This is a genomic window from Paraburkholderia sp. FW306-2-2C-D06C, from assembly GCF_058781505.1.
Window position 1 is genome coordinate 24184 of record NZ_JBYSWU010000014.1, and the last position, 14840, is coordinate 39023.

Sequence of the window (14840 nt, forward strand, 5' to 3'; positions counted from 1 at the left end):
CGCCGCGTGCTCCGCACCGGCGGTTTTTTTACGGCTGGCGGAATATTTGCTGCGTCCAGCGTGTTGTCAGAGCAGTACGCATGAATGGCGAGGCGTGCCGATCATCAATATGGCCCCGTAAGACGTACCTACCGATGGGCCGGCAAGGAGCAGCACGAGATGTGGATCAAGCGAAGCGACAGAATTCAACTCACCGGCGATGACATCGCACGCAGCGAAATCACGCCGCAGCGCGTCTTCGAGAACCGGCGGCGCGTGTTGCAGGCGGCGGGCGCGGTGGCGCTCGGCAGTCTGATCGGTCTGAATGGCGAAGCGCTGGCGGCGTATGCGTCGCCGGATCCGAAGGCGCAAAAGCTGGCGGCGAAGACCAACGCGAAGTTCGTCGCGCTCGACAAGATCACGCCGTTCAAGGACATCACCACGTACAACAACTACTACGAGTTCGGCACCGATAAAGCCGATCCGGCGCAGAACGCCGGCACGCTACGGCCGCATCCGTGGAAGGTGAGCGTCGAAGGCGAGGTGAAGAATCCGAAGGTGTACGACATCGACGAATTGCTGAAGCTCGCACCGCTCGAGGAGCGTGTGTACCGGCTACGTTGTGTCGAGGGTTGGTCGATGGTGATTCCGTGGATCGGCGTGCCGCTATCCGAGCTGATCAAGCGGGTCCAGCCCACCGGCAACGCCAGATACGTCCAGTTCATCACGCTCGCCGATCCATCGCAGATGCCGGGCCTGTCGACACCGGTGCTCGATTGGCCGTACTCCGAAGGTTTGCGGATGGACGAGGCCATGAATCCGCTGACGCTCCTGACGATGGGCGTCTACGGCCAGATGCTGCCGAATCAGAACGGTGCGCCGGTCCGCGTCGTGGTGCCCTGGAAATACGGCTTCAAGAGCGCGAAGTCGTTGGTGAAGATCCGCTTTCTCGACAAGCAGCCGCCGACCAGCTGGAACACGTACGCATCGAACGAATACGGTTTCTATTCGAATGTGAACCCGAACGTCGATCATCCGCGCTGGAGCCAGGCGACCGAGCGGCGCATCGGCGAGGACGGTTTTTTCACGCCCAAGCGCAAGACGCTGATGTTCAACGGCTACGGCGACCAGGTCGCGTCGCTGTATCAGGGCATGGACCTGAAGAAGAACTTTTGAGCAGCGTGAACATGGCCGCCGATACGCAACCTGTTGCTGCAACCACGCGCCAAGTGCCGCGAGCGCAATCCGCATCGGCGGTCGCCAGGCGGCCCGCGGGCGGCGCGCGCTGGATCGTACCGGCGAAGATCGCGGTGGTTATCGCGGCGTGGTATCCGCTCGCGCGCATCGTATTGTTCGGCATGACCGACCGGCTCGGCGCGAATCCTATCGAGTTCATCACGCGTTCGACGGGGCTCTGGACCCTTGTGTTTCTCTGCATCACCTTGGCGGTGACGCCGTTGCGGCGGTTGACCGGCGTGCCGGCGCTGCTGCGGTTCCGTCGCATGCTCGGCCTGTACGCGTTTTTCTACGCGACGCTGCACTTCACGACGTACCTGTGGTTCGACAAATGGTTCGATGTCGCGGCGATTCTGAAGGACATCGGCAAGCGGCCGTTCATCACCGTTGGCTTTGCCGCGTTCGTGTTGCTGATCGCGTTGGCGCTCACGTCGCCGCGCGCGATCGTGCACAAACTCGGGCGCCGCTGGCAGACGCTGCATCGCGCGATCTATGCGATCGGCGCGCTCGCGATTCTGCATTTCTGGTGGATGAAGGCGGGCAAGCATGATTTGCTGCTGCCGAAGATTTACGGCGCGATCATGATCGCGCTATTGGGATGGCGGTTGATCGTATGGCTGCGTGAGCGGAGGTTGAATACGCGCTGACCATGCTGCACAGCGTGCAAATAGAAAAAGGCGATGCCGCGGTGGCATCGCCTTTTTTTACGCTGCGTCGGCGTTGACGCTGGTTTTGACGTTTACGCCGGCAAGATCGTTTCGCCCGCAAACAGTTGCTTTACTTCTTCGCGAGCGCGAACCACATGCGCTTGTGTACCATCGACCATCACCTCGGCTGCACGCGGACGCGTGTTGTAGTTCGAGCTCATCACAAAGCCGTACGCGCCGGCCGAGCGAATCGCCAGCAGATCGCCCGGTTCGACCGCCAGCAGACGCTCGCGGCCCAGCCAGTCGCCGCTTTCGCAAACCGGCCCGACCACGTCGTACACATGGGCGGGCACTTCGTTCTTAACGACAGCGTCGATCGCGTGATACGCCTCGTACATCGCAGGGCGCGCGAGATCGGTCATCGCAGCGTCGACGATGGCGAAATTCTTTTCCGCGCCCGGTTTCAGAAACTCGACGCGGGTGAGCAGCACGCCGGCATTGCCTACCAGCGAACGGCCCGGCTCGAAGTACACCTCGCGGTGGCCGTGACCGCGCGCTTCGATGCGATCGAGCACGGTGCGCACGAAGTCGCCGATTGCCGGCGGCGTCTCGTCGTCGTAGGTAATGCCGAGACCGCCGCCTACGTCGATGTGGCGAATCTTTACGCTGTCCTGCTCGATCTGTTCGACCAGTTCCAGCACCTTATCGACTGCATCCAGATACGGCGCGACTTCGGTGATCTGCGAGCCGATATGGCAATCGATGCCGACCACGTCGAGATGCGTCATCGCCGCGGCGGCGCGATAGGTGGCGCGTGCATCCTCGAACGCGACGCCGAACTTGTTCGACTTCAGGCCGGTGGAAATATACGGATGGGTCTTCGCATCGACGTCCGGATTCACGCGCAGCGACACCGGCGCCTTCTTGCCCATTTCCGCGGCAACCGCGTTCAGGCGATCCAGTTCCGGAATCGATTCGACGTTGAAGCATTTGACGCCGGCCGCGAGCGCGTCGCGCATTTCATCCGCGTTCTTGCCGACGCCGGAAAACACGGTGTTTTCCGCCTTGCCGCCGGCCGCCAGCACACGCGCCAGTTCGCCGCCCGACACGATGTCGAAGCCGGCGCCGAGACGCGCGAACACGTTCAGCACCGCGAGATTGCTATTCGCCTTGACGGCGACGTGCACGCTCGCGCGACGGCCTGCGCAGGCGCCGGCATACGCGTTCCATGCCTCGGTGAGCGCGGCGCGCGAGTACACATACAGCGGCGTGCCGAACTGCTCGGCGAGTGAGACGGCGGACACGCCTTCGGCGTGCAATACGCCGTCGACGTAGTCAAATGCGGATCGAGTCATGCGAAAGTCTTATTGAACGGGGGTGACGGCGGAGGCAGGCAGCGGGGCCGCCGTAGCAGCGGATGCGGCAGACGAGGGCGGCGTGGCGAGTTCGCTTTCCGGCGCCAACGAGAGCGGCGTGCCCGACGTGTCGGGCACGGTGCCAACTCCGGAGGCTGTTTCCGCGCCGGGTTTCACTTCGTCCGGCGACGGCGGTTGCGTGCGATCGATGGGCTTGGCCGGCAACGGCGGCACGGTCGGCAAGTAGAGCGAACCGCGCTGCCCGCAGCCGCTGAGTGCGCAACCTGCGAGAATGGCTAAAGCCGCTACAATCGCGCGGCCGGGCGCCGCCGCGCGCATCCGAGATACGACTCGCATGACTGTCCCTGAATAATTAATCGATGGAGTTTAGCATGTCCGATAGTGAATACCTGACCCGCGCGGAAGCCGCGCTAGCCGCCATCGAACGCGCGCTCGACGACACCGGAGCAGACATCGAATTCGAGCGCAGCGGCAATGTCCTGACCCTCGAATTCGAGAACCGCTCGAAGATTATCGTGAACCTGCAACCGCCGATGAGCGAGATCTGGATCGCGGCGAAAGCGGGTGGTTTCCACTTCCGTTTCATCGACGGCGAGTGGCGCGATACGCGCAGCGGCACGGAATTTTTCGCAGCCTTATCGGACTACGCGACGCAGCAGGCCGGCGAACCGATCCGCTTTGAAGCGTAAATTTGAAGCGTAAAGCCCGCTGCTGAAACGGCCGCCGAAACGAACCCGCCGCGCATCGAGCGCGGCGGGTTCGTTTTGACATGTTCTGCGCGGTTCAGAGCGCGGTTCAGGCGCTACAGGCGCTAGTGCCCGCGGAACAGATTCATGATGTCCTGCTTTTCCTGTTCGCCGACTTGCTGAGGCGCTGCCCCGGCCGCCGAGGTCTCCGCATCGAGCGTGGCCTGACTCACGCCGACTGTCGCGATGAAGCCGTGCCCAGGCGTGAAGTCGTCGAAATACAGTTCTGAGCCGACCTCGGTCACGTCGTCCGGCATCGGCATCTTGTATTCCTGCACGCCTTTGAGCGCGCGTCCCATGTAGTCGATCCACACCGGCAACGCCAGACCGCCGCCAGTTTCGCGGTCGCCCAGACTGCGCGGATTGTCGTAACCGATCCATGCGATGGCCGTCAGCGTGTGCTGATAGCCGGCGAACCATGCGTCGCGTGAATCGTTGGTGGTGCCGGTCTTGCCGGCGAGATCGGTGCGCTTCAACACGTTGGTTTTCGCGCCCGTGCCGCGTTGCGCGACGCTTTGCAGCAGACTGTTCATCACGTACGCATTACGCGGTTCGATCGCGTGCGGCGCGCTCTGCTCGGCGACCAGCGGTTGCGCATGCGCGACCACGACACCGCGCTGATCGGTGACTTCGGCGATCAGGTACGGGTTGATCCGATAACCGCCGTTGGCGAACACTGAGAACGCGCCGGCCATCTGCAACGGCGTGACGAGACCTGCGCCGAGCGCCATCGGCAGATACGCCGGGTGACGATCCGCGTCGAAGCCGAAACGCGTGATGTACTGCTGCGCGTACTTGGTGCCGATCTGGTTCAGGATGCGGATCGAGACGAGGTTCTTCGACTTCTGCAAGGCGGTGCGCATCGTCATCGGACCATCGAAACCACCGCCGTAGTTCTTCGGCTCCCACGCCTGGCCGCCGGTTTCAGCGGCGCTGAAGAAGAGCGGCGCGTCATTGATGACCGTGGCCGGTCCGAGCCCTTTTTCGAGCGACGCCGAATAGATGAACGGCTTGAAGCTCGAACCCGGCTGGCGCCAGGCCTGGGTGACGTGATTGAACTTGTTCTTGTTGAAATCGAAGCCGCCGACCAGCGCGCGAATCGCGCCGTCCTGCGGAATCACCGACACGAACGCGCCTTCCACTTGCGGCAATTGCGTGATCGACCAGCTGCCGTCGTCGCCCTTGACCAGACGGATGATCGCGCCAGGCCGCACGCGTTGATTCGGCTGCGCGCGCGTGCCGAGCGCGAACGCGGCGAAGCGCAGACCGTCGCCCTGAATGGTCGCGACGTTGCCGTCGATGAAGGTGGCCTGCACCTGCTTCGGGCTCGCCGCGGTCACCACCGCGGCAATGATTTCGCCGTTGTCGGGATGTTCGAGCAGGGCGTCGTCGATAGCCTGTTCGCGGTCGTCCGCATCGGACGGCAAGTCGATGAACGCCTCTGGGCCGCGGTAGCCGTGGCGCCGTTCATAGTCCATCAGACCTTTGCGCAGCGCACGGTAAGCGACGTCCTGGTCGGCCGAGTCGACTGTCGTGACGACGTTCAGGCCACGCGTGTAGGCCTCTTCGCGATACTGCGCGTACATCATCTGCCGCACCATTTCCGCGACATACTCCGCGTGCACGCTGAATTCCTTGCCGGCGCCCTTGACGACGAGCGTTTGCCCGCTTGCCGCGTCGTACTGTTCCCGGGTGATGTAACGCAGTTCATACATGCGCTGCAGGATGTACTCCTGCCGCACTTTTGCGCGCTTCGGATTGACCACCGGGTTGTACGCCGACGGCGCCTTCGGCAGGCCGGCCAGCATCGCCGATTCCGCCAGCGTCAGATCCTTCAGATCTTTACCGAAGTACACCCGCGCCGCGCTCGCGAAGCCATACGCGCGCTGGCCGAGATAGATCTGATTCATGTACACCTCGAGAATCTGATCCTTCGTCAGCTTCGACTCGATCTTGTACGCGAGCAGCATCTCGTAGATCTTGCGCGTGTAGGTCTTCTCGCTCGACAGGAAGAAGTTGCGCGCCACCTGCATCGTGATCGTGCTCGCGCCCTGCGTTGCGTGGCCATTGGTCAGCGCGACGAAGCCGGCCCGCGCGATGCCGGTCAGGTCGACGCCGCCGTGATCGTAGAAGCGCGCGTCTTCGATTGCGAGCACGGCCTTCTTCAGGCTATCGGGCACGTCCTGGATATGGACGATGTCGCGCCGTTCTTCACCGAATTCGCCGATCAGCACGTGGTCGGCCGTATAGATGCGAAGCGGCACCTTGGGCCGGTAGTCGGTGAGCGCATCGAGCGACGGCAGGTTCGGCGTCGCCACCACCAATGCGTAGCCGAGCACCAGCAGCACGCACAGAATGCCTGCGAAGATCAGACCCACAAAGCCAAGGACGAGCTTGAGCCACAACGGGCGTTTGCGCTTTTGCGGCGCGGGCGGCGGGGAAGTAGGAGACGTGGATTGCATATGGACACCAAAAAACAGTCCCGCGATTATAGCCGCCTCGCTTTTCAGCTTTCGGCATGCTTACTGACAGTTCTTGACAAGTCTTCGCGCCGCGCAGGAATGACTTCACTGTAGCCGTTTTGAGCGCGTGCAGGGCGCACGTCACGCAACGTTAGCCATTCGGCTGAGTGTCGCGCGGCGGCGCGGCTACGCACAATTCTTCCTCGTTACTCGCGTTCGAATGGTTCGTCGCGTGAGTGTGAAGGGAGGGCGTGATGACGTTCAAAAGTTCGTGGCTTCAGGGAGTGCAACTGGGAGTGGAGCGCTTGGGAGTGCGCTTTGCGGAACGCTTCGCGGCGGGGATCGATGTCGGTTCGCAGGAGGTGCGTCTCGTTGTGGTGAGCCAGCGTTCGCGCGCGAGCGCCGGACTGCGGATCGAATACGTGACGAGCGTGCCGCTTGCCGCCGGCGCGATGGCCGGCACGGAGATCGCCGACCGGCACGCAGTGGCGCGTGCGTTGCGCGATGCCTTCGCGGGGCTGCCGCGTGCCTGTGCGACGCACGCGCTGCGCTGCGCGATGGCGCTGCCCGCCTCGGCCACGCTCACCACTACGATGCCGCTAACAAGGCTCGCCGCCTTGAGCGGTTGCGCGGAAGACTATGGGCATGAACTGGCCGAACTGGAACCCGCGGTGATGAGTGAAGTCGAGCGCATCGCGGGGCTCGAGCGGCATGCGTTGGCAGTCGACTGGTTCCTCGACGAAGCGCCGTCGTCTACCCGCTCGGTGACGATCGCCGCGACCGCACGGCAGCATCTCGAAGCGCGCATCGAATGCGCGGCCACCGCCGGCATCTCGCTGACCGCGATCGACGGAGAGCCGCATGCGGCGTTGCGCGCAATGCGTTACGCGGCCAGTCATGAACTCGATTCGCACGAGCCCTATGTCGCGGTCTGGATCGGCGCGGATGGCGTGTACGGGTGGCGCATCGTCGACGACAGCATCGTCGGCGAAATTCGCTATCCGGCGCCCGAGCACTCGGATCTCGCCGACGCGCTGCGCGATCTCGCTGACGGTCCCGCACTCGACTGCGCGTTGTTGTGCGGCGAGGTCGACCTGCTCGATGGCGTAGGTTTTACGCTTGCGGATATGGCCGACGTATTGGGCTGCACGGTGTTGCCGTTCGAGTGCGCAGCGCTTGGCAGCCTTGCGCGGTCGCTAACGGATCCGCTGTTGCACGAGCCCGCCGGTGCGGTCGCATTCGGCCTTGCGTTGCGCGGGGTGCTCGAATGATGCGCGGCCGCTGGCATGTCGCCGGTTCAGGCAGGCCGGCTTCATCGCGCGGCACACCCTTCATGCGGCCCTGGCTTGGCGGTTTCAATCTGCTGCCCTATCGGCAACGTAACGCGCGGCTTGCGCGGCGGCGCAGCCTGCTCGAATGGACCGGCGCGGCGCTCGCGGGTTGTGCCGCCGTGCTTGCGTTGGCAGGATGGCTGGCGTTCGAGCGGGCGCGCCTCGATGCGCAGCGTGCGTCGCTCGAACGGTCGCTCGCGCAACTGGCTGCGCCGCTCGCCGAGCACGCGAAGTTGCTGCGCGCACAAGACGAACAGCGCAAAGGGGCCGCGCGTGCTGTGAGCTTGTCCGAGCCCCTGACGCATCTACGCGATCTGCTGGACGCCTTGAGTTTCGAACCGGGCGACGGTGTCGTTCTGCAGCAGTTACGTCAGAGCGCGCACGAGACGGAATTGCTGGCGACTTCGAACGGACCTATCGCGTCGGCCGGCTGGCTCAAACGCTTGAGCGCGATGCGTGGCGTGAAGGGGGCAGAGATGAGCGATCTTCATCGCTCGCCCTCACGCAGCGGTGCGGCGGCTGCCGCCGGCGAAACAGGCCCGATCGAATTCGGCGCGCGCTTGCGTTGGAGCGATCCGCCTCGCAAGGCGGCTCATGCGCCGGCCTCCGCTGTGCAACGTCCGATGAAGTCTGAACCATCAAGAGGTGCGAAATGAGTACAACGTTTATCGACGTGGGCGGCGCGGCAGGCGCGCGGCTCTCTTTGTCCCGTTGGATGAAGCACGTGCGCCTGCCGGTCGGCGCATGGAGCGGGCGGCGTCGCCTGGTGATCGCATTGCTGATTGCTGCGCTGGTGTTCGGTCTGGGGGCGCACGGCTGGGTCGTGGCCGATCTCAGCGGCCTCGGAGCAAGCCGCACAGCATTCGATGCCGCCACGCGGCATCTCGCCGACGCACGCCGCGCGCTGACGCAATTGCCCGCGCTGCGTCGCGAAGCCGTGAGCACGCCCGCTGCGCATCTGCCGATGCCATGGACCTCCGCCGACGACGTGCGCGTCGTGTCCGAGCTGGCCGCGCAAAATAACGTCGCGTTGCTCTCTGTGGAGCCGGGAGCGGCGAGCGGCTCGGGCGCTGAAAATATGCGGCCTGTACGAGTCACCGCGCAGACCGATTTCGTCCATCTGATGTCGTTTCTGCGCGGACTGTCGGACCTGCCGGTGCTGATCGTCCCCGAAGACGTGACCGTCAAGCGGCACGGCGTGTTGCTTGCAGTTAGTGCGACGCTGCGCGTGTTCAGCGCGCTGAGGCCTGCGGCTTCGAGTGCAGCCGCGGCCGCGTTCGCCGACGACAGCCTCGATTCCGACGCCGACGAAGACATCGTCTTCTACGACCCGTTCTCATTGCCTCAAATGCTGACAGGCGCGGACCTGCCCGACGCTTCGCAGCTACGTCTGGCCGGCTTGCTGCACGATCGCACCCACGCGCTCGCCTTGCTGGAAACGCCGGACGGCGCGGCGACCGTCGCGTCGGGGCAGCAGTTCGGCGCCGAGCGCGTCACGCGGGTCGACGCGCTCGGCATTACGCTGGCCAATGGCGGCGCGACGCGCACTCTGGCGCTTGCGGAGGCATCCTGATGAGGCTGGCAAAGCCAATTCGCCGCATCGCGTGGTGCGAGGGCGCTCGTTTCTGCCTTGGTCTCTTCTTCATTAGCGCGGCGGCGGGTGCCGGCATCGCGCATGCGTCGGCCCAACTGCTGCCGCCGTGGCCGACGCTGTCCGCGCGCATGCCGCACGACGACGCGATTGCCCAGCTCGACGTCCCGTACAACGTGCCGCCACTGCCGCGCGGCATGGCTGGCGAAGTGCCCAACCCGTTTAACGATGGTGCCGCCGATGAACCAGGGACATCGCCCAAGGCATCGCGCGCAACGGCAACCTCCGGCGATGACGGCACGGATGATGCGCTCAGCGATGCGGACGGCTCCGTGCCGCTGCGGCCACAATCCGCCGCCTCTGCTCGCTCTGCTGCCGCTCGCGACGAAACCGCCGGGGCATCCGCACTCGAAGGTCCGCCGGTGCCGCTGCCTCCGCTGGCGCGCCTGAGCGACGCGTCGAAAAGCCCTGCCGACAGCAGGCTCGCCGCCGACGATAAACCCATCACGCTGAACTTCCAGCGCGCCGAACTCGGCGCGGTGCTCAACGCGTTCGCCCAGTTCACCGGACTGAACATCGTTGCGAGCGAAAGAGTGCGCGGCGCCGTTTCGCTGCGGCTCGACAAAGTGCCGTGGCGCACCGCGTTCGACACCCTGCTAGACGTCAACGGTCTGGCTATGGAGCGCCACGGCAATGTGATCTGGGTCGCGTCCATCGCCGATCTGGCCGCGCGTGAACGGCAGCGCTTCGAAGCGCACGCCCGGGCCGCCGATCTGGAGCCGCTCGCGAGCCGCACCTTTGAGCTGCGCTACGCGCGCGCCGAGGACGTGCGGCGTCTGCTGACGGGCTCCGGCAACCAGCGCGTGCTGTCCAGGCGCGGCGCCGCGACGGCTGATCCGCGCACCAATCTGCTGTTCGTCACCGATCTCGAGGGCCGCCTCGCGCAAATTACCGAGCTGCTCGTGTCCGTCGACCGGCCGACCCGTCAGGTGCTGATCGAGGCGCGTATCGTCGAGGGCGAGCACGGGTTTTCGCGCAATCTCGGCGTGCGCCTGTCGATGGCCGCGGCCAGTGCCGACGGCACCGCCCTGGGTCTCACCGGCGGCAAGGACGGCGCCGTCTACGATCTGTCGGCGCGGCCGATTTCCGGGTTCGACGCCGCTACCGCCGGCCTGACGCTGTTCGCCGCGCAAGCCACGCGGCTGCTGAATATCGAGTTGAGCGCGCTGGAAGCCGAAGGCCGAGGCGAAATCGTTTCGAGTCCGCGGGTGGTGACGGCCGACCGGATGAAAGCGGTCGTCGAACAGGGCACCGAGCTGCCGTATCAGGCCAAAGTGGGGCAGGGCGTGTCCGGCGTGCAGTTTCGCCGCGCCACGCTCAAACTGGAGGTCGAGCCGCAAATCATGCCCGACGGCCGAGTGGTGCTGGACCTCGACGTCGCCAAAGATAGCGTCGGCGAGCAGACCGACGCCGGCCCGGCGATCAACACCAAACACGTGCAAACGCGGGTCGAAGTCGAGGATGGTGGTACGGTGTCGATCGGCGGCATCTATGCGACCGACAACCGGGACGATGTGACGCGGGTGCCGCTCCTGGGCAAAATACCGGTTTTAGGCGCGCTTTTTCGCCATCGGGCCCATCGCGACAAGCGCAGTGAACTGGCGGTTTTCATCACGCCGCGCGTCGTTCAGACAAATTAGGGGCATGCTGCCGCCGCTCGTGAGCGGCGGCGTGCAGGCTCGACAAGGCAGCCGCTTTGCCAGTAAGCTGCGGCACGAACCATACCGGATTAGCCAGAGGACACCGTTGCAAGCGCGGGACGCACACGCCAATGTATTTTTTGTAGGGCTCATGGGGGCAGGCAAAACCACCGTGGGCCGGGCCGTTGCGCGCCGGCTGGACCGCCCGTTCTTCGATTCCGATCACGAAATCGAAGCACGCACGGGCGCGCGCATCCCGGTGATCTTCGAACTCGAGGGCGAAGCGGGCTTTCGCGAACGTGAAGCGCACGTGATCTCCGACCTGACCGGGCGCGACAATATCGTGCTCGCCACGGGCGGCGGCGCAGTGCTGCGGCCGGAGAACCGCGAAGCCCTGCAAAATCGCGGCGTGGTGATCTATCTGCGCGCCAACCCGCACGATTTGTGGCTGCGCACCCGGCGCGACAAGAATCGCCCGCTTTTGCAGACCGAAGACCCCAAAGCGCGCCTCGAGGCGCTCTACGAAGTACGCGACCCGCTCTACCGCGAATGCGCGCATTTCGTGATCGAAACCGGCCGGCCTTCGGTCAACGGACTCGTCAACATGGTTCTGATGCAGCTCGAGATGGCCGGCGTCGCCAAACATCCTGCGCCATAATGGACCGTATGATTACCGTCAATGTCGAATTGGGCGAGCGCGCCTACCCCATCCATATCGGTGCCGACCTGATCGGCCAGACCGCGTTGTTCGCGCCGCACATCGCCGGCAGCTCGGTCACCATCGTCACGAACACCACGGTCGATCCGCTGTACGGCGACAAGCTGCGCGCCGCGCTGGCGCCGCTCGGCAAGCAGGTTTCCACGGTCGTTTTGCCGGACGGCGAAGCGTACAAGAACCTCGAAACGCTGAATCGGATTTTCGACGCGCTGCTGGGCGCGCGCGCCGACCGTAAAACCACGCTGATCGCCTTGGGCGGCGGCGTGATCGGCGACATGACCGGTTTTGCCGCGGCCTGCTACATGCGCGGCGTGCCGTTCATCCAGGTGCCGACCACCTTGCTGTCGCAGGTCGATTCGTCGGTGGGCGGCAAGACTGGCATCAATCACCCGCTCGGCAAGAACATGATCGGCGCGTTCTACCAGCCGCAAGCCGTGATCGCCGACATCGGCGCGCTGCGCACGCTGCCGGCGCGCGAACTGGCGGCGGGCGTCGCCGAAGTGATCAAGACCGGCGCGATCGCCGACGCTGGTTTCTTCAGCTGGATCGAGGCGAATGTCGAGGCGCTCAATTGCTGCGAGCCCGAGGCGCTGGCCGAGGCGGTCAAGCGCTCGTGCGAGATCAAGGCGTCGGTGGTGGCGCAGGACGAGCGCGAAGGCGGGCTGCGCGCCATCCTCAATTTCGGCCACACCTTCGGCCACGCGATCGAAGCCGGGCTCGGCTACGGCGAATGGCTGCACGGCGAGGCGGTGGGCTGCGGAATGGTGATGGCGGCGGACCTGTCCGTGCGCCTGGGCTATCTCGACGAAGCCGCGCGCAAGCGCCTCGTCGACGTGATCGTCGCCGCGCATCTGCCGACTCGCGCCCCCGCGCTCGGCGAATCGCGCTATGTCGAACTGATGCAGGTCGATAAAAAGGCCGAAGCCGGCGCGATCAAATTCATTCTGTTGAAGCGTTTCGGTGAGACGCTGATCACCCAGGCGCCCGACGCCGCCGTGCACGCCACGCTGGCCGCCGCCGTCTAGATACGGCGAGGCATCGCAGCAAAGCATCACGCACCAGCGTCACGAGGCGCCGCTCATGTTTCGGAGAAACCGGTGACTGACAGGCGCAACGACGATGTAAAGCATGACAAGGGAGGTACGCCGGCGATCGGCGTGCCTTCGCCCGAAGCACTCGAAGCGCATCTCGCGCCGTATGCGGCGCATTCCGCGCAGTCGCGCGGCCGCCGCTATCCCGAAGCCGCGCCTAGCGCGCGCACCGAATTTCAGCGCGATCGCGACCGCATCGTCCACTCGACGGCATTCCGCAGGCTCGAGTACAAGACTCAGGTGTTCGTGAATCACGAGGGCGACCTGTTCCGGACGCGCCTCACGCACAGTCTCGAAGTCGCGCAGATCGCGCGTTCGGTCGCCCGCAATCTGCGGGTCAATGAGGACCTCGTCGAAGCTATTTCTCTCGCGCACGATCTCGGTCATACGCCGTTCGGCCATGCGGGGCAGGACGCGCTGAACGAATGCATGCGCGAACACGGCGGCTTTGAGCACAACCTGCAAAGCCTTGCGGTGGTCGACGATCTCGAGGAGCACTATGGCGCGTTCAACGGCCTCAACCTCTGCTTCGAAACGCGCGAAGGCATCCTCAAGCATTGCTCGCGCGAGAACGCGCGGCGGCTCGGCGCACTCGGCGAGCGCTTTCTCGAAGGACGGCAACCGTCGATCGAAGCGCAGATCGCGAACGTCGCCGACGAGATCGCGTACAACAATCACGACGTCGACGACGGATTGCGCTCAGGCTTGCTCACCGTGGAACAGCTTGCCGAAGTGGAGTTATGGCAGACGCACTACGAGGCGGCGCGCCGCGACTTTCCGCAGATCGAAGGTCGCCGGCTGATTCACGAGACGGTGCGCCGCATCATCAACACGCTGATCGTCGATCTGATCGATACGACCACGCTCAATCTGATCCGGCATGCGCCGGCTTCGCTGGATGCGGTGCGGGCCGCACCGCCGCTGGTCGCGCATAGCGAGGCGATTGCTTCGCAGGCCGCGACGCTCAAGCGCTTTCTGTTCAAGAACCTGTATCGCCACTACCGGGTGATGCGGATGGCGAACAAGGCTCGCCGCGTGGTGGTCGGCCTGTTTGGCGCGTTCACGGAAGATCCGCGGCTGTTGCCGCCCGGCTATCAGTCGCCGGACGCGTCGTTGCAGCCGCGCCTGATCGCCCACTACATTGCCGGCATGACGGATCGGTACGCAGTGAAGGAATATCAGCGGCTGTTCGTGATCGAGGACAACTGATCGGAGCTGCGCCAGTGGGCATCGGCGCCGCTGTGCATGCCCGCAGTGAAATGCCGCCGCCCGTGCGGCGGCCCGGCTCGCCGCTTAACGCAGCCGCGACGCGAACAGCGCGCCCGCGATCAGGGCGACGCCGCCGACGATCGCGATCGTCTGCCACGGGTTTTCGTGCACGTAAGTGTCGGCATCCGAGATCGCGACTTCGGCGCGCTGGCGCATGGCGTCGCGCGTGTCGTTCAAACGGTCTCGAGCCACGTCGAGTTGTTTGCGCAGTTTGCTGCGCAACGCCACGGCATCGGCCTGCGTACCGTCGGCCAAAGTATCTTCGAGTTCCGACATCAGCGTGCGCAGTTCGCCTGCGATGTCTTCAGCCGCGTGGCGGCTATGGCGAGCGATACGCCGCGCACGGCGGCTGGTGGTGGTCCAGGATTCGCCGAGGGCGTCTCGCGTATTCGGAAGTGCTGTCATGGTCGCTCCGTCGATGAGGGTGAGAAAAGTCTCCGCGTACTCATGCGGCAAACGTGGCGTCACGCAACTTCAATGCCAAAGGCTGCGCGGTGTTCCAGCGCGATCATCGCACACGTGCCGACGGTTTCTGGCGGCAGAAATTGCACTGGAAAGGCCGATTGGTGGTCAAAATTACAATGCGTCCGGCATTTACCACAATAGGTGACAGAGGCATAAAATCAAAAACGCCATCACATGTGTGACGGCGTTTGGCCGAGGTGCGGACGGTTCGCGACGGTTCGATCCATGC

At 64.5% G+C, this 14840-nt stretch carries 14 protein-coding genes; 10 read left to right on the plus strand and 4 right to left on the minus strand.

Features of this window, described 5'->3' with window-relative positions:
• Window positions 1-159 precede the first annotated feature (159 nt).
• Window positions 160-1155: a protein-methionine-sulfoxide reductase catalytic subunit MsrP gene (msrP, locus tag AC3WLT_RS13165; protein ID WP_492592160.1), complete on the plus strand. Its 996-nt coding sequence runs from the start codon at window positions 160-162 to the stop codon at window positions 1153-1155.
• 11 nt (window positions 1156-1166) lie between these two features.
• Window positions 1167-1862, plus strand: coding sequence for a protein-methionine-sulfoxide reductase heme-binding subunit MsrQ (gene msrQ, locus AC3WLT_RS13170; protein ID WP_492592262.1), 696 nt, complete (start codon window positions 1167-1169; stop codon window positions 1860-1862).
• A gap of 92 nt (window positions 1863-1954) precedes the next feature.
• Here the strand turns inward: msrQ and lysA are convergent, their stop codons facing one another.
• Together lysA and lptM are read right to left on the minus strand one after the other, a co-directional pair.
• On the minus strand, window positions 1955-3217 hold the full coding sequence (lysA, locus tag AC3WLT_RS13175; RefSeq protein ID WP_492592161.1) for a diaminopimelate decarboxylase: 1263 nt from the start codon (window positions 3215-3217) through the stop codon (window positions 1955-1957).
• Window positions 3218-3226: 9 nt separating this feature from the next.
• Entirely contained in the window at window positions 3227-3574 is a 348-nt protein-coding gene (gene lptM / locus AC3WLT_RS13180; RefSeq protein ID WP_492592162.1) for an LPS translocon maturation chaperone LptM, read from the minus strand.
• A 35-nt stretch (window positions 3575-3609) separates the two neighbouring features.
• On the opposite strand from lptM, the gene cyaY reads away from it, so the two are divergent.
• Window positions 3610-3927, plus strand: coding sequence for an iron donor protein CyaY (gene cyaY, locus AC3WLT_RS13185; RefSeq protein WP_492592163.1), 318 nt, complete (start codon window positions 3610-3612; stop codon window positions 3925-3927).
• A 122-nt stretch (window positions 3928-4049) separates the two neighbouring features.
• Here cyaY and AC3WLT_RS13190 read toward each other — a convergent pair whose 3' ends face one another.
• The gene (locus AC3WLT_RS13190) at window positions 4050-6446 is read right to left on the minus strand and encodes a penicillin-binding protein 1A (protein WP_492592164.1); all 2397 of its coding nucleotides are present in this window, start codon (window positions 6444-6446) and stop codon (window positions 4050-4052) included.
• Between the two features lie 254 nt (window positions 6447-6700).
• Between AC3WLT_RS13190 and pilM the strand changes: the two genes are divergently transcribed.
• The 7 genes from pilM (at window position 6701) to AC3WLT_RS13225 (ending at window position 14086) form a co-directional block, all read left to right on the plus strand.
• The gene (gene pilM, locus AC3WLT_RS13195) at window positions 6701-7717 is read left to right on the plus strand and encodes a type IV pilus biogenesis protein PilM (RefSeq protein WP_492592165.1); all 1017 of its coding nucleotides are present in this window, start codon (window positions 6701-6703) and stop codon (window positions 7715-7717) included.
• Window positions 7718-7779: 62 nt separating this feature from the next.
• Complete coding sequence (locus AC3WLT_RS13200) at window positions 7780-8433, plus strand: fimbrial assembly protein (protein WP_492592166.1); 654 nt, start codon at window positions 7780-7782, stop codon at window positions 8431-8433.
• Window positions 8430-9350, plus strand: coding sequence for a hypothetical protein (locus AC3WLT_RS13205; RefSeq protein WP_492592167.1), 921 nt, complete (start codon window positions 8430-8432; stop codon window positions 9348-9350). Before AC3WLT_RS13200 ends, AC3WLT_RS13205 begins: the two co-directional genes overlap by 4 nt.
• Window positions 9350-11068 (plus strand): type IV pilus secretin PilQ, encoded by a 1719-nt coding sequence (locus AC3WLT_RS13210; RefSeq protein ID WP_492592168.1) that lies wholly within the window; start codon window positions 9350-9352, stop codon window positions 11066-11068. The genes AC3WLT_RS13205 and AC3WLT_RS13210 overlap by 1 nt, the downstream gene beginning before the upstream one ends.
• 106 nt (window positions 11069-11174) lie before the next feature.
• Window positions 11175-11726, plus strand: a complete 552-nt coding sequence (locus AC3WLT_RS13215; RefSeq protein ID WP_492592263.1) for a shikimate kinase — start codon at window positions 11175-11177, stop codon at window positions 11724-11726.
• A complete protein-coding gene (gene aroB, locus AC3WLT_RS13220; protein ID WP_492592169.1) occupies window positions 11726-12811 on the plus strand; it encodes a 3-dehydroquinate synthase in 1086 nt (361 codons plus the stop codon). The genes AC3WLT_RS13215 and aroB overlap by 1 nt, the downstream gene beginning before the upstream one ends.
• Before the next feature lie 72 nt (window positions 12812-12883).
• Window positions 12884-14086, plus strand: a complete 1203-nt coding sequence (locus AC3WLT_RS13225) for a deoxyguanosinetriphosphate triphosphohydrolase (RefSeq protein ID WP_492592170.1) — start codon at window positions 12884-12886, stop codon at window positions 14084-14086.
• An 84-nt stretch (window positions 14087-14170) separates the two neighbouring features.
• Here the strand turns inward: AC3WLT_RS13225 and AC3WLT_RS13230 are convergent, their stop codons facing one another.
• Window positions 14171-14551 carry an ElaB/YgaM/YqjD family protein gene (locus AC3WLT_RS13230; protein ID WP_492592171.1) on the minus strand — a complete coding sequence of 127 codons (381 nt, stop codon included), beginning with the start codon at window positions 14549-14551 and terminating at the stop codon, window positions 14171-14173.
• Between the last annotated feature and the right edge of the window lie 289 nt (window positions 14552-14840).

Bases quoted from the DNA above. Each gene is read 5' to 3' on its own strand.
- msrP (WP_492592160.1), top strand. From the start codon at position 160: ATGTGGATCAAGCGAAGCGACAGAATTCAACTCACCGGCGATGACATC.
- msrQ (WP_492592262.1), top strand. From the start codon at position 1,167: ATGGCCGCCGATACGCAACCTGTTGCTGCAACCACGCGCCAAGTGCCG.
- lysA (WP_492592161.1), bottom strand. From the start codon at position 3,217: ATGACTCGATCCGCATTTGACTACGTCGACGGCGTATTGCACGCCGAA.
- lptM (WP_492592162.1), bottom strand. From the start codon at position 3,574: ATGCGAGTCGTATCTCGGATGCGCGCGGCGGCGCCCGGCCGCGCGATT.
- cyaY (WP_492592163.1), top strand. From the start codon at position 3,610: ATGTCCGATAGTGAATACCTGACCCGCGCGGAAGCCGCGCTAGCCGCC.
- AC3WLT_RS13190 (WP_492592164.1), bottom strand. From the start codon at position 6,446: ATGCAATCCACGTCTCCTACTTCCCCGCCGCCCGCGCCGCAAAAGCGC.
- pilM (WP_492592165.1), top strand. From the start codon at position 6,701: ATGACGTTCAAAAGTTCGTGGCTTCAGGGAGTGCAACTGGGAGTGGAG.
- AC3WLT_RS13200 (WP_492592166.1), top strand. From the start codon at position 7,780: ATGCGGCCCTGGCTTGGCGGTTTCAATCTGCTGCCCTATCGGCAACGT.
- AC3WLT_RS13205 (WP_492592167.1), top strand. From the start codon at position 8,430: ATGAGTACAACGTTTATCGACGTGGGCGGCGCGGCAGGCGCGCGGCTC.
- AC3WLT_RS13210 (WP_492592168.1), top strand. From the start codon at position 9,350: ATGAGGCTGGCAAAGCCAATTCGCCGCATCGCGTGGTGCGAGGGCGCT.
- aroB (WP_492592169.1), top strand. From the start codon at position 11,726: ATGGACCGTATGATTACCGTCAATGTCGAATTGGGCGAGCGCGCCTAC.
- AC3WLT_RS13230 (WP_492592171.1), bottom strand. From the start codon at position 14,551: ATGACAGCACTTCCGAATACGCGAGACGCCCTCGGCGAATCCTGGACC.